General features: G+C 40.0%; 14 protein-coding genes. 8 read left to right on the top strand and 6 right to left on the bottom strand.

Annotated elements, in window-relative coordinates:
- Positions 1–129: 129 nt before the first annotated feature.
- Together AC1M9H_RS09230 and mazG are read right to left on the bottom strand one after the other, a co-directional pair.
- Positions 130–540, bottom strand: coding sequence for a ComEA family DNA-binding protein (locus AC1M9H_RS09230; RefSeq protein ID WP_092768325.1), 411 nt, complete (start codon positions 538–540; stop codon positions 130–132).
- Complete coding sequence (mazG, locus tag AC1M9H_RS09225) at positions 533–1327, bottom strand: nucleoside triphosphate pyrophosphohydrolase (RefSeq protein ID WP_481613247.1); 795 nt, start codon at positions 1325–1327, stop codon at positions 533–535. Before mazG ends, AC1M9H_RS09230 begins: the two co-directional genes overlap by 8 nt.
- Before the next feature lie 107 nt (positions 1328–1434).
- On the opposite strand from mazG, the gene AC1M9H_RS09220 reads away from it, so the two are divergent.
- Complete coding sequence (locus AC1M9H_RS09220; protein WP_481596266.1) at positions 1435–2211, top strand: SDR family oxidoreductase; 777 nt, start codon at positions 1435–1437, stop codon at positions 2209–2211.
- A 79-nt stretch (positions 2212–2290) separates the two neighbouring features.
- Positions 2291–2722: a hypothetical protein gene (locus tag AC1M9H_RS09215; protein WP_035265332.1), complete on the top strand. Its 432-nt coding sequence runs from the start codon at positions 2291–2293 to the stop codon at positions 2720–2722.
- Between the two features lie 54 nt (positions 2723–2776).
- Here AC1M9H_RS09215 and AC1M9H_RS09210 read toward each other — a convergent pair whose 3' ends face one another.
- Genes AC1M9H_RS09210 through cysM form a run of 4 tightly spaced genes read right to left on the bottom strand, consistent with a single transcriptional unit; the run spans position 2777 to position 8272 of the window.
- Complete coding sequence (locus tag AC1M9H_RS09210; RefSeq protein WP_481613246.1) at positions 2777–5083, bottom strand: RelA/SpoT family protein; 2307 nt, start codon at positions 5081–5083, stop codon at positions 2777–2779.
- 53 nt (positions 5084–5136) lie between these two features.
- Positions 5137–6504, bottom strand: a complete 1368-nt coding sequence (gene rlmD, locus AC1M9H_RS09205; protein ID WP_180028509.1) for a 23S rRNA (uracil(1939)-C(5))-methyltransferase RlmD — start codon at positions 6502–6504, stop codon at positions 5137–5139.
- 9 nt (positions 6505–6513) lie between these two features.
- The gene (locus AC1M9H_RS09200; protein WP_035265329.1) at positions 6514–7335 is read right to left on the bottom strand and encodes a 3'-5' exonuclease; all 822 of its coding nucleotides are present in this window, start codon (positions 7333–7335) and stop codon (positions 6514–6516) included.
- A gap of 16 nt (positions 7336–7351) precedes the next feature.
- On the bottom strand, positions 7352–8272 hold the full coding sequence (gene cysM / locus AC1M9H_RS09195; RefSeq protein WP_092768315.1) for a cysteine synthase CysM: 921 nt from the start codon (positions 8270–8272) through the stop codon (positions 7352–7354).
- Positions 8273–8423: 151 nt separating this feature from the next.
- Between cysM and AC1M9H_RS09190 the strand changes: the two genes are divergently transcribed.
- The 6 genes from AC1M9H_RS09190 (at position 8424) to AC1M9H_RS09165 (ending at position 15052) form a co-directional block, all read left to right on the top strand.
- Positions 8424–11228 (top strand): GacS-like sensor histidine kinase, encoded by a 2805-nt coding sequence (locus AC1M9H_RS09190; RefSeq protein WP_481607823.1) that lies wholly within the window; start codon positions 8424–8426, stop codon positions 11226–11228.
- A gap of 110 nt (positions 11229–11338) precedes the next feature.
- Complete coding sequence (locus AC1M9H_RS09185; RefSeq protein ID WP_481613245.1) at positions 11339–12127, top strand: crotonase/enoyl-CoA hydratase family protein; 789 nt, start codon at positions 11339–11341, stop codon at positions 12125–12127.
- A 35-nt stretch (positions 12128–12162) separates the two neighbouring features.
- Positions 12163–13038, top strand: a complete 876-nt coding sequence (locus AC1M9H_RS09180; RefSeq protein WP_171076746.1) for an NAD(P)-dependent oxidoreductase — start codon at positions 12163–12165, stop codon at positions 13036–13038.
- A 12-nt stretch (positions 13039–13050) separates the two neighbouring features.
- On the top strand, positions 13051–13824 hold the full coding sequence (locus AC1M9H_RS09175; protein WP_481588703.1) for a hydroxypyruvate isomerase family protein: 774 nt from the start codon (positions 13051–13053) through the stop codon (positions 13822–13824).
- Positions 13825–13923: 99 nt separating this feature from the next.
- Complete coding sequence (gene rsfS / locus AC1M9H_RS09170; protein WP_481610023.1) at positions 13924–14331, top strand: ribosome silencing factor; 408 nt, start codon at positions 13924–13926, stop codon at positions 14329–14331.
- A 103-nt stretch (positions 14332–14434) separates the two neighbouring features.
- A complete protein-coding gene (locus AC1M9H_RS09165) occupies positions 14435–15052 on the top strand; it encodes a GNAT family N-acetyltransferase (protein ID WP_481613244.1) in 618 nt (205 codons plus the stop codon).
- Positions 15053–15068: the final 16 nt, after the last annotated feature.

Raw genomic sequence — 15068 nt, 5'->3', positions numbered from 1 at the left:
CGTAAAATCATAATTGTGCTAATCATAGCTCTAACACAATCAAAGGGCAATTTTATTCTCCAAGATTCACCGTCAAAATTGATTAAATTTCAACACCCCTTAGTGCCATTTGATCTCTATAAAAATGTGTTAGAGGGCTAACTGGTTGCGATTCTTTTCGATAAACTTTGGACCTATTCCTTTGACATTTTGAAGTTCATCTACTGACTTAAAACTGCCATGCTTTTGCCGATACTCAATAATTGCAGCAGCTTTCTTCTCACCCACTCCTTTAATCATTTGTAGTTCAACCATTGAAGCCGTATTAAGACGAACTTTAGTTGATTGCCCGACACCACCAGCTGCTTGCTTTGATGATGTATTTACGGCTGGTCGAGATAAATAATGGTTCGCACTTTGCCGGTTAAGTCGTTGATCATGAGCTTCTTGCTCTGCTTTCCATTTTAAGTAAGATTGATCAAACTGTTGTGGATATGCCGAACTGATTAAACTCACACATGCAGTAAATATCAGAAGAAGAAAAGAAATGATGCTATTCATGTTGAACCTGAATTTTATTGTTATGTTGCTTTAGATACACTTTTGCCTGATCCCACAATTGGTCCATTTCTTTGAGACTCATATTTTCAGTGGGCGTATTTCTATTTTTTGCCTGCAACTCAATGTATGAAAAACGTTGTTTAAATTTGTGGATGGTTCCAAGTAGAGCCATCTCACTTGAAATGCCGATTTTACGTCCAACATTGATTAAAGAAAATAAACAATCTCCAAACTCCTCTTGTATTTCGTCGGAATTTTGATGGTTTAGCGCCTCTCTCAATTCAGATAACTCTTCATCTAACTTTTCATACGCTTGCTCAACATTTTCGAAATCAAATCCAATCTGAGCTACATTTTTTTGAATTTGCTCGGCTTGATCTAAGGCAGGACCCGCTTTAATTTCATCTAAACGTGATTTAGTTTTGTCTTTGTTCTCTTCAGCCTTAATTTTTTGCCAAAGTTCACTCACCTGCTGTTCATTCAGTTGTTCAAATTGAGCTGATTGAAAAACATGAGGATGTCTTCGAATCAACTTGTCACACAACGTTTCCACCACATCATGAAAATTAAATGCTCCTTGCTCACTATACATTTGCGCTTGAAATACAACTTGCAGCAGAAGATCTCCTAATTCCTCTTTTACATGCGCTGTATTTTGTGATCGAACTGCTTCTTCAACCTCATAAGCTTCTTCAATCGCATAGCGAGTCAAGCTTTCAGGCGTTTGTTTTTGATCCCATGGACATTTCGCACGAAGCTCTTGCATGATATTTAAAAGTTTTTCCATGAAAGTTGATCTCTAGTGAATGATGAGTTTAAAGATATTGTTGATTCAATGAACAATCTTATGCTCAACTAGGAACATAAAATGATGTAAAACAACAAGGATTTTCGATGACATCTAGCATTTTTATCAGTGGCGCAGCACAAGGGATTGGCGCAGCTACCGCAAAACTATTCTATCAGCAAGGTTATAAAGTCGGTATTTATGACATCAATCTCGAACAAGCTGAACAATTGGCTCAATCTTTAGGGCCAAATGCTAAAGCGGGTTTGCTAGATGTTTCCCAATACGACCAATGGCAAAGTGCTTTAACTGAGTTCAACGAATGGGCTGGTGAAATAAATATATTATTAAATAATGCTGGCATCTTATATTCAGGGGCATTCGAAAATACAGATATCTCATCGCATCATCGAACATTTAATATCAATGTTAACGGCGTTCTCAATGGCTGTCATGCTGCGCTCCCTTTCTTAAAACAGGCCTCCCACGCACGTATCATCAATATGTCCTCTGCTTCTGCTATCTATGGTCAAGCTGATTTAGTGTCCTATTCAGCAAGTAAATTTGCTGTTCGCGGCATTACAGAAGGTCTTGATGTTGAATGGCAAAAATATGGAATACGCGTATTAGACATCATGCCATTATTTGTTCAGACTGCCATGGTAAAAGGCATGGATGCGGGTACGATTCAAAATATGGGAGTCAGTCTCAGCGCCCAAGACGTTGCTCAGGAAATTTACCGTGTCGCACGTTTAAAAAACCATCACTTAACCGTGACTCACCATACGGTTGGCATCAAAACTGAACTGATGTATCACCTGTCAAGATTCAGTCCTCAATTGATCAATAGAGTGACAAATTTAATATTAAGTAAAAAGAAATGACAAATTAGTCACATTTGTGTAATATTCTCTCGCCCCAATAGGGGCATTTATAACAATGCGTTACAAATGAGAATATATAATGAAAAAAATTTTAACTTTAGCTATCGCTACTGCTTTAACAACGACTCTTGCTCAAGCTTCGGGTGAACTACCAACGAAACAACACTCAACTGCTGAACTCAAGGCAATGGATTGTGCAACACTAGCTGTTGAAAAAGCCAATGCTAAGCGTAACTTAGAAAATGCTGATAAAAATATTGCAGCTGCTGCAACCCAAACGCCAGCTAAATCATTGAGCAAATGGGCGGGTATGGCAGGTAATGCATTATCTACTTTCGGTGGCAACTCAGAAAAAGCAACAAAAATGGGGCAAGTTGCAAACTCTGTAGCGGGTGAAAGCGATACTTCTGATGCTGCAAATATTCCATTACAGCAACAGATCAAAGCTGCATCACAAGCAAACATTGATAATATTGGAATCTATCAAGGTTCTAAAAAATGCAAAATCTGATTTAACTCTATTTGAGTGATCAGTCATAAAAAAGCCTGCTAAAGCAGGCTTTTTTTAATTTCCTTGAACCAAACGTCTTGCGCTAATGATGCCTGGTTGCTGTTCCAATCGAGCCAATAAACGAGACAATTGAGCCAAACCTTTAACCTCAATCAACAGCTTCATATTGGCAATACCATCCGCTTCGGAAATGGTATTCACTTGGCGAATATTAATCTGATCTGAAAAAATCACTTGGGTTAGATCCTTCAGCAGTCCTCGACGATCATAAGCCTCAACCACAATTTGGACACTCTGTCCTCTTGTCGGTTGCATTTCCCAATCTGCTTCAACAGCGCGTTCAGGTTCTTGGCTGATCATACGCACATAATCCGGACAAGCCACCTTATGAATACTCACGCCACGATTGAGTGTGATATATCCAGCAATCGACTCACCATGAACAGGCTGACAACATTGTGCAATATGTAGTTCAACATTATCCAAACCGTCAATCAGAATCCCATGCGCTGATAATGTATGACTCGCCCGTGGATTTAATGCTGGCTTCAGCACTAACTCAGGCTCATCTTGATCCAAGTGCATATGACGATTGACTTGATTAATCAATGCATGAAGACTGATATCTCCACTCACCAAGGATACAAGAATGTCCTCACCTGTTTTAACGTTAAAGTGAGCACAATAATCACTCAAATCAATACTTTTTGGGTGAATTGCAAGACGTGATAATTCCTTAGTGAGAATCTCTCGACCGACTTCTAAGTTCTTACTACGGTCTTGCTGTCTGAACCAATGGCGCAACTTGTCTCTTGCACGTGCTGTCTTGATATAACCTAAAGAGTTCACCAACCAATCACGATTTGGCTCACGATCTTTCTTGGTCAAAATCTCGACTTGTTCACCTGTTTTTAATGTATAAGTCAGTGGAACATAACGTTGGTTCACACGTGCTGCATAACACTTGTTGCCAACCTCCGTATGCACATGGTATGCAAAATCTAAAACGGTTGAATTACGAGGTAATTCTTTGATGTCACCATCACGACTAAAAACATAAATTTTTTCAAAATCTTCAAAATCTTGAAGCTGATTGAAATTTTCAGTTTCGTCTTCATTCGGATGCGCACCTGCTTCATTTCGTTCTTGATAATGCTCAAGCACCGAACGTAAAGAGTGTAAACGATGATTAAATGAATAATCTGTAGTTTTCGCACCTTCCTTATAATTGAAATGAGAACAAACGCCTAACTCAGCTTCTTCATGCATTTCAGTGGTTCTGATTTGAATCTCTAAAGATTTATTTTCAGCAATCACTGCGGTATGTAAAGAACGGTAACCATTGGCTTTCGGGTTAGTGATGTAATCATCAAACTGATGGGGAATATGACGCCAGATTTGGTGTACGATCCCCAAAGCGTGATAACACTCAGATACATTCTGAACCAGTACACGAACAGCTCGAATGTCATATAGCTGATCGAAACTTAAGTTCTTGCTTTTCATTTTTCGATAAATCGAATAAATGTGTTTCACACGACCTGAGATTTCAGCCTCAATACCATGCTTCAGCAACTCACTTTTCAGTTTATCGACCACGAATTGAATATATTGTTCGCGCTCTAAGCGTTTTTCATTGAGCAAAGATGCAATTTCTTTATAGCGCTCTGGTGCTAAATAACGGAATGCAAGATCTTCAAGTTCCCATTTTAACTGCGCGATACCAAGACGATGCGCCAAGGGTGAGTAAATGGTTAAAATTTCTCGTGCGACACGCTCTTGACGCTCTCTTGGAGAGTTTGCCAACTCACGCAAAGCCAGCGTACGCTCAGCCAACTTGATTAATACAACGCGAACATCCTCTGTTACTGAGATCAACATCTTGTAAATCCCAGTTAAATGTTCACGCTGATTATTATTGAAGTGATCTTCTAAACGTTTATTTTTTTCGATCAGCTCTGACAACTTACCCATTGCCAAAGTGCCTTTCACCAAATTGTAGACACTTTCACCAAAGCTTTTACGAATCTCCTCAAGCGACGTCATGCCCTCACGCACACTACGATAAAGCATCGCTGCTGACAAAGTATCTTCATCAACATGTAGGTGAGCCAAAATATCTGCCATACCTAAGCCAGTCGCGAAGGTATTGGTTTTATGATGGTGATCAGAAGTCAGTTCTTTTTTTAAAACACTAAGAGCGACTTCTTCTAATTTTTTAAGTTCTGCACCGTCTAAAATAATCCGCGCACGGTCTAGCCAAGTTGCTAAACCAAGTTGCGCTTCAGCGGCATGTTCTACAGTCGTTTCCTCAGACAACTCAGTCAGTCGTCCAGGTAACTGCTCACGTACTGTGACCATACCCTTCTCCTTTTTTAAATCTAATCTTCATTTTATTAAATCAACACTTAGCACTAGCTTTTTTCAAATAAAGCAATAGATTCAACATGGCCTGTATGACTGAACATATCCATCACACCAGCTTTCTTCAACTGATAGCCATGTTGTACTAAAATCCCTGTATCACGTGCTAATGTAGCAGGATTACAGGAAACATAGACGATTTTTTTTGCACCAAAATTTGGCACATAGTGCATAATTTCTTCAGCTCCAGCGCGTGGTGGGTCTATTAAGAGTGCATCGAACCCTTGATTTGCCCAAGAATGTTGCGAAAAATCTTGCGTTAAATCCTGAGCATAAAATTTTACGTTTGTGATGCCGTTTTTCAGTGCATTTTCTGTCCCACGCATCACCATTTCCTCACTTCCCTCCACCGCGACGACCTCACCCCGTGTTACAGAACGTGCAAGTGGCAATGAGAAATTCCCTAGACCACAGAATAAATCAAGAACACGCTCATTTCCGCTCAGGTCAAGCAATTCACATGCCAGCTTCACCATTTGTGGATTAATGGTGGGGTTCACCTGAGTAAAGTCAGTCGGTTTAAAACCAAACGTCACGTTAAAATCAGGTAGTGAGTAATGTAATCGCTCAGATAGGTCACCATCCGCACGATGAACACTACTTACACCAGCTGGTTGCAAATAAAGCTGCCATGATCTTTCTAACGCAAATTCACGCAGTTGGTTGACATCATTTTGCGGTAATTTGTTGGTATGACGTATCAAAAGTGCAACCTCTTGATCTCCTTTCGCCAATTCAATATGACCTATATCTGCTTTTGCTTTTAGATTTTCAAGGAGTACCTTGAGGTGAGGTAACGCAGCATCTAGCTCTGCATCTAAAATTTTGCAGGTTTTAATTTCAGTAAGCTGATTAGATTGAGCCTCACGAAAACCCATGACTAATTTATTTTTTTTAGCAATGTAGCGAACGCCAATACGAGCCTTGTGACGATAATCTTCACGTGTCGAACGCAATGGTTCTAGCCACGACTCTGGAAGAGCACCTGCAAAGTGGGTGAGATGCGACTCTAAAACTGATTGTTTTAAACGAATTTGTTCATCTAATTTTATGTGCTGCATATTACAGCCTCCACATTTTCCAAAATGTGGACAAACTGGCTGTGTACGAATTGGACTCGGCGCCCCAATCAACTGCACACAATCAGCTTCTTCTAATTTTTTTGCCTGATGGGTAATTTGAGCTTCTACTGTTTCTCCTGGCAGTGCAAAACGAATAAAGACCTTTTTACCCAATTTGTCTTGAGGATGTTCCTGTCCTTGAAAATGTGCGATCCCTCGCCCTTCGTGTGAAAGTCTCTCAACTGTAAATGTATAACGAGGAAGTTGAGATGAGCGATGTGCGGCACGTTGTTTCAAAGAGATAACCTAATGTTGAGTTGATTTAAAATCCGAAGCGGTGAAGTCAGTTTTTTCAGCAGTTTCTTGCCAAATACGCAAAAATTCTGTTTGCTGTGGTTGACCTTGAAGATAATGAATCGTCGCTTGAATCCAGAGACGATGATCTTCAGGCAAAATCTGTCCTTTTAACAATACATAGCGCAGATAGACTAACCATGTGTTTAAAACATCCCCTTCACAATAACTGGTTAATTCTATCCAATTATTGTTACGAACATATTCAGGGATAAAATAACCTGGTGTTCCGCGCTTACCCGGGTAACCGAGCATATAGGCGACATCATCCAGTTTTTGGAAGTGACGCGCATTAAACATTGCCATAAAATCCATCAAATCAATATGACGATGATGGTAACGATTCTGGTAGTTATTATAGCGCTTTTGTGTATCAATTTCGCCTTGATCAAACAGACTTGGCGCAGACAACCCATGATACATTGCTCTATACATAATAACAGGCAGATCAAATTGGGAGCCATTCCAACTGACTAAAGTCGGATTACGTTTATCAAAAATTGATAGAAATTTTTGTAAAATTTCAGGTTCTGAATAATGTTCACGACTGAATGAAAATAATTTCATTCCCGCCTTTTCATCAATCCATAGTCCTGAAATACAGACAATTTCATGTAAAGCAAGTCGCTGAAAGTCAGTGCCCGCTTCTTGACGTCTTAACTTACTCAGCGCTTGTTCAATACTATCTTCTGGTAAATCTAAGCCATATAGATGCGCTCCTGATTTAAGATCGGTCAATGTTTCAATATCAAACACTAAAACAGGTAAGCGCATATAGATTTACTCGAATTTATTGTTCATCTTCTACAGAGAATAACCCTGTAGAGAGATAACGATCACCACGATCACACACGATACATGCAATCACAGCACCAGGATGTTGTTCAGCGATTTTTATTGATGCCCAAACTGCACCACCAGAAGAAGTACCAGCACTAATTCCTTCCTTACGTGCCAATTGACGAGCCATTTTTTCAGCTTCAATTTGTGGAATATCCATAATTTGATCAACACGTGAAGCATCAAAAATCGTCGGTAAATATTCTTGAGGCCAACGGCGAATACCTGCAATATTCGACCCTTCAGATGGCTGTAGACCAATAATTTGAATATTTGGATTTTGTTCTTTGAGGTATTTTGAAATCCCCATGATGGTTCCCGTTGTTCCCATCGAACTTACAAAATGCGTAATTTTACCGCCAGTTTGTTGCCAAATTTCTGGACCAGTTGTCAAATAGTGTGCTTGGACATTGTCTGGATTACCAAATTGATTGAGCACTAAACCTAGACCATCTTTTTCCATTTGCAATGCGATATCACGAGCTTCTTCCATATTCTCGGATTCAATAAGCTCAGCACCATACGCACGCATTGCATCTTTGCGCTCTTGACTAGAGCTTGCAGGCATAATCAATTTCATTTTATAGCCACGCATTGCCGCAACCATGGCTAATGCAATACCTGTGTTACCGCTAGTCGCTTCGATCAGCGTATCACCTGGCTTAATGTCACCACGTTTTTCAGCTTGCATGATCATGTTATATGCTGGGCGATCTTTGACAGAGCCCGCTGGATTATTACCTTCCAGTTTTGCCAATACAGTCGCTTGAGTATGACTTGCCAGACGCTGTAACCTAACCAATGGGGTTTTACCCACATAGTGGTCTAATAAAAAATCGTCTGATTGAAAATCTACTTGTGTATTACTCATTATTTGCACCCATATTGAGGTGCAGGTATTGTATGAAAAAAAGTATCTCACTGCATCAATTTCAAAGGCTTTTTAATGAGGGTGATTAAAGCACCATCATTTTTTTAAAGCGTGCTAATATGCCCAACATGGGGAATGAGTCACTCTGCACATGTCGAATTTGAATAAAAAAATCTTCAATCGCTTAAAACTAAACCATGCTTATGGGCAATTGATTGCCCTCATTTTTGTACCCATTGCGGTACTGGCAAGCGTCGGCTCTGCACTGGTGCTCACAGAAACGTCTAATTCCGCAAAATCAGAACAACGCTTTGCCGCAAATGCAATTTTAAGTCGTTATAAATACACGACAGAAAACCTACTTATTGCGCTTGAAAAAAACCCCTCACAAGCGCAACAAGACCGCGCTAAAAGCATCTTACAAAAGATGTTTAATGAAAAGTATTTACTCAGTGTCGCAGTCCTAGACCAACAACAAAAACCTTATTTTGGGTTAGGCTATCGCAATGAAAAACCTTGGCCTAGCTTCCCGACCAATGTACAAACATTTGGTCCGATTAAAGATCAACATAATCATATTTATGGCTTAGCATTAAATACGCCTGATCAAAGTAAAAAATGGCTTGTTATCGAGCTAGATAATCAACCTCTCGCCATCTCTCAATATCGTGTTTTCATTGTACTGATCACGACGGGTTTGTTGACACTTTTACTCTTATTACTGTGCTTGAACTTTTATTCACGACGTTGGATTGCACCTATGTACGAAATACGTATGCAATTACAGCGACTCAATGCAGACACACTCGACCAACACATGGTCATCAATAGTACTGGCGAGTTAAGGTTACTCCAACGTGATATTGCGAATGTCGTGAAGCGTCTACATTTCAGCTTTTTAGAGCTGAAGGAACATACCGAGCAGACCGAAGACGATTTAAGACGTACGCTTGATACACTTGAAGTGCAAAATATTACTTATAAACAAGCACGCGATCAGGCCATCTCATCCAATCAGGCAAAATCTGTTTTTCTTGCCAATATCAGTCATGAGTTGCGTACCCCGCTGAATAGTATCGATGGTTTTATTCACTTGTTATTGCGCCAAGAGAATCTCAGCAATGATCAAAGCCTGTATTTGCAAACGATTCGCAAATCATCAGCACATCTTTTAGCACTAATCAATGACGTCTTGGACTTTTCAAAAATTGATGCCGGTAAACTTGAATTAGAAACCGCATCATTTGATTTAGAAGAAGCGATCTTCGATGTTATGGACATGTTGTCGCCATTAGCCGCCCAAAAAAATATCGACATGGCCTTCTACTATGCCGATAACATTCCAAAGTATGTGATTGGCGATGCTTTACGTTGTAAACAGATTTTGACTAACCTGATTTCAAATGCCATTAAATTCACCCCTGATGGTGAAATTATTGTACGTGTTCGAATGGAGCATGACGATCTAGAACATTGCCTATTGCATTTTAGTGTTCAAGATAGTGGTATTGGGTTAAGTGGTACAGACCGAAAACGGTTATTTGAATCATTTTCTCAAGGCGATGCTTCCGTCACTCGTCAATTTGGTGGCACAGGTTTAGGCTTAGCAATCTCAAAACAATTGGTTAATCTGATGCATGGCCAAATTGGCTTTGAAGATAACCAAGAACGCGCCCCAACTGAAAAGGGTTCAACATTCTGGTTTACTGCGAAATTTGCGGTTGATGAATATGAAATTATTCATCCGCAATTCCATGACATGCGTGTCATCTCCTATTTAGCCCACCCTGCAACTGCGAATGTTTTACGTCATTATTTAGAAAATTACGGTGTTGAACACACAGAAGCTCAATCCATTCTAGATTTATTCAGCCGTCTAAACGGTTTGACACATCAACCTGAAAATACATGGTTGATTGTAGATCACAGTGGTGATCCAGAGGCTTTATTAAAAGAGATTCGCGGACGTTATCAAGGTCACTTAGCCGTATATGGCTATCAGATGGCGCTCGACCTCAACATGTTGAATGAATACAAAGCGAGACCACTGTATCAACCTCTGAGCCGTTCATCATTAATTCAGCTTTTGGAAAATCAGCCAATATTTGAAGTAGAACCTCATGATAACTTTAAAGCCCTTAATTTACATGTACTTGCAGTAGACGATCATCTACCAAATTTAATCGTTTTAGAAGCTTTGCTCGGCGAAATTAATGTTCAAACAACTAAAGCGCAAAGTGGACAAGAGGCACTACAAATTTTACAACAACAGATTCAAAATGATGAAAAGCCGTTTGATCTGATATTTATGGACATTCAAATGCCAGTGATGTCCGGCATCGATACGACTCGTGCGATCAGGTCACTAGAATCCACCATCGAGGGACGTCACACACCGATCATTGCACTTACAGCACATGCTTTAGCAGATGAGAAACAAAAGTTGCTTAAAGTCGGCATGGATGACTATGTCACCAAACCAATCCAAATGGATCAGATTATTCAAATTCTGACCCATTGGAGCAGTGATAAGTTTATTCATCCAATTAAATCCCAAGAAAAAACTTTACGTATCGAAACCTTAGATCATCAGGTTTTAGATTGGAAACAGTGCGTTCAATTGGCAGCGAATAAAGAAGACTTAGCACAAGATTTATTGAAGATGCTGGTGGACAGCTTCCCGAATGAACTTGCTGAAATAGAACAACTCATCGAACTTGAAGATTATCCGCAGCTCGAACATGTATTACACCGTTTATATGGGGCAACACGCTACGTCGGCACTCCGAATTTACAAAGCATCACAGGTGAATTTGAACAGTTCGTTTCAACGCTGCGTAAAGAGCGTAGAAAAGCAGATGAGCAATTTATTGAAAATGTGATGAAACGACTGGATGAATTAAAAGACGCGATTGTACAAGTAAAAGAAGCAGCCGAGTCTATTTTGAATCATTAATAGACGATCAACGCACTGTATTAGGCAATACGTGATGACTCTACTGTCACGACAGTCTATTTTGGACATGTTATGCTTAAAACAAGGAACAATAAACTCGAGTCACAATAATGGCTGTAATACGTGTAGAAAAAAATAATGGAATTGCGACGGTTTTCCTGAATCGTCCCGACAAACGTAACGCGATGAGCTTTCAACTTTTGAAAGAGTTGGTGCAAGTCGCAAAAAAAATTAAATCTGATCGTACTATCCGCTGTGTGATTCTCACTGGTGAAGCCAACGTATTTAGTGCAGGTATTGATTTAACAGACCTGAATAATCCACAAAATCGTGCTTATGCCGCATGGGAACTCATTAAGCCTGGTCAAAGTCTATTTCAAAAAGCTTTTTTAATCTGGCAAGAACTCCCTGTTCCAGTCATTGCAGCTATTGAAGGGTATTGCTTCGGTGCAGGTATGCAATTGGCTTTAGCTGCTGATATTCGAATTGCTCACCCCAAAACCCAAATGTCGATTATGGAAACCCGTTGGGGCTTAGTTCCAGATATGGGGTTAACACGCTCAATCAAAGGTCTTATTGGAGTCGACCTAGCCAAAGAATTATCATTAACAGCACGTGTATTTGATGGTCAATATGCCAAAGAAATTGGATTGATCACACATGTTGATAACGCGCCGATGCAAAAAGCTCAACAGCTTGCCGACGAAATGTTGCAGCGCTCACCTGATGCCTTAGCTGCAGTAAAACAAGTCTTAGATGCGATGGAACACGCACCCAAAAAATCACTTCGTCTTGAGAAAATTTGGCAACTCAAATTACTCCTTGGCAAAAACAGTCAAATTGCGCGTAAAAAAGATAAAAATCCAGATTTGGAATTTCTACCACGTCAATTCAAATAAATTGGTTTTCAAACTTAGATCAGGGATTAGCTTCAATAATGATTAACGGTCAAACTAAAATCGCATTCTTAGGTATGGGTTTAATGGGTAGCAGAATGGCGACTCGATTGATACAGGCTGGGTTTTACACTGCTGTCTGGAACCGAAGCCCCAACGCATGTGAGCCGTTAATCCAGCTTGGGGCACATCCCCTTCAACTCTCTGAGATAGCACAATTTGATCTGATCCTAACTTGTTTAGCCGATGACAATGCGGTAGAGGCTGTTTTTTCTCAAATTGAATCACTGATTCAACCCAAGCAGATTATTGTGGACTTCTCGAGTCTATCTGTGGATAAAACTAAAAATCTTGCACAACGTGCAACTGCTAAATCAGCGCATTGGATAGATTCTCCTGTGTCAGGTGGAACAGCTGGTGCTGAAAATGGCAGTTTAGTTATTTTTGCTGGCGGACCATCGAGCATCATCGAATCTTTACAACCAATGTATCAAGTTCTTTCACAACGTGTAACCTGTATGGGTGGAACTGGAACAGGACAAGCCACCAAAATTTGTAATCAACTCATCGTTGCTGCAAATAGCACACTCATCGCAGAAGCTGTTGCTTTAGCAGATCAGGCGGGTGTTGATACTCAACTGCTTGCACCTGCCTTAGCAGGTGGATTCGCCGACTCTAAACCTTTTCAAATTTTAACACCACGTATGGCAACGCATGAGTTTGAGCCTGTGCAATGGAAAGTTCAGACGCTGTCTAAAGATTTAAATAATGCCTTGAGTTTGGCTCGACAATTTGACCTTAATATTCCTGTCGCTCAACAAGCCTTAGAACAATTGAAAGCGCATCAATCCAATGGCTTTTCTGAATCAGACCTTGCCTCAGTCATTCTGCAAGTTGAACAAAACAATAAATAGGTCGCATTCAATATGAAGCTCGCTGTTAATTTATCGATGATCTTTACAGAAGTTCCACTCATTGAACGCTTTGCGCTGGCTGCTGAATATGGGTTCCAACATGTAGAAATTCAATTTCCATATGAGCTGAGTATTGAGCAAATTCAGCATGAACTTAATGAACATCAACTTAGCTTGTGTCTCATCAACGTTCCTGCCGGAGATTTAATGCAAGGCGGATGCGGATTAGCAAGTATCCCAAGTAAAACTGATGAATTTAAACAAGCTGTTGACTTAGCGATTGAATATGCATGCTCACTCAATATACCTCGAGTGAATATTTTGGCTGGCAAGCAACCAGATAATGTTGAATATCAGGTCTGCTATGAAACCTTAGTCTCAAATCTTAAATTTGTCAGCGAGATCTTCACAGCGCATGGGATTCAACCCGTTTTTGAGATGATTAATGGCTTTGATATGCCCAACTTCATGATTCAAACAATGCATCAAGCCAAAGAGTTACTGAAAGACGTCAATCATCCAGCTCTAAAAATGCAATTCGATTGCTATCACATGGCTAGAATGCAAGAAGACCTGATTCTGTCACTCAAAGAAAATATGCAACACATTGGGCATATCCAATTTGCAGATGTACCAGGTCGCCATGAACCACTCACAGGGATAATTGACTATCCCGCTATTTTTGAATGCATTGCAAATAGCATGTATGAAGGATTTGTCGCAGCCGAATATCGCCCCCAATCTCATTCAACAGATTCTTTCGAATGGAAAAATAAACTTCTTTAATATCATCATATTGTGGTATAAAATTTGTTCAAAGTTTGAATTTTCAAGCAGAAAGCGCTATAGTGAAAGATGAGTTATAGTCAGGAAAATACACTTCTCATGAATTTAGAACCATCGCCCGGCGCTTCTAATTCTCACGAACTCTCTTTGAATTCTCCAAAACAAGACGTTCAAGCTTGCTTAAAAGTTGTTCAAGAAGCATTGCTTGACGTTAAAGCAAAAGAAATCACAACGATTGATGTTAGCGAAGTGAGCAATGTTGCAGATGCAATTGTCATTGCTTCAGGTACTTCTACACGTCACGTGAAAGCGCTTGCAAACAACGTCGCTGATGAAGCACGTAAAGCAGGTTTTCGCCCTATCGGTATTGAAGGCGAAAGCGATGCAGAATGGATCCTTGTTGATCTTGGCGCTGTTGTAGTACATCTGATGTTACCTACAGCACGTAAGTTTTATGATTTAGAAAACTTATGGCGTAATGCTTCAACTACAGAGTCTGTAGCATAAACATATTAAAGCGACCTTCTTGGTCGCTTTTTTATACTTTGCATTTTATATTAATAACAATAAAGCCAACAAAAAAGAACTCACTAATTTGGTTTACCTTGATATGACCATGATAAAAGCCACAAGAACAGATCACGATGCATTGGTAGAAACATTAAAGCAATCCTTTTGGAACGAAGAGTTTTGCAACTGGGCGATCCAAGCTGAAAAACTGAGTTTCCAACAAAAACATGCAAAACTTGAGCAATTCTTTAGTATTCAATTGAAAGATATCGCTCAACCATATGATGAAGTCTATACCAATCCCGATCGCTCAGTTGCTGCACTTTGGATTCCGCCAAATCAGTGGGATTTAAACCTCATTCAGCAGGTTAAACTACTCCCTCAATTAACGAAGATTATCGGTTTAAGACAACTGGTGAAATTTATTCACATCATTAATCTGGTGCAGAAACATCATCCCAGTGAGGCGCATTATTATTTACAACTCATAGGTGTAAGTCCTGACCACCAAGGACAAGGCTTAGCCAGCAAAGTCTTAACACCTATTCTCACAAAGAGCGATCAACACGGTATCCCATGTTATTTAGAAACTGCAACACCAAGCAATGTTGGACTCTATCGTCATTATGGATTTGAAGTGATCTTTCACCTTCGCGATCTGCCCTACGATGCACCTGAAATTTGGGGAATGTGGCGAAAACCTACACATGAAAAATAAAAAAACCACCCGAAGG

This window comes from Acinetobacter sp. ANC_7512, assembly GCF_056779935.1.
Note: the sequence above shows the minus strand (reverse complement) of the source record. Positions and strands in the feature narration are given on the sequence as shown.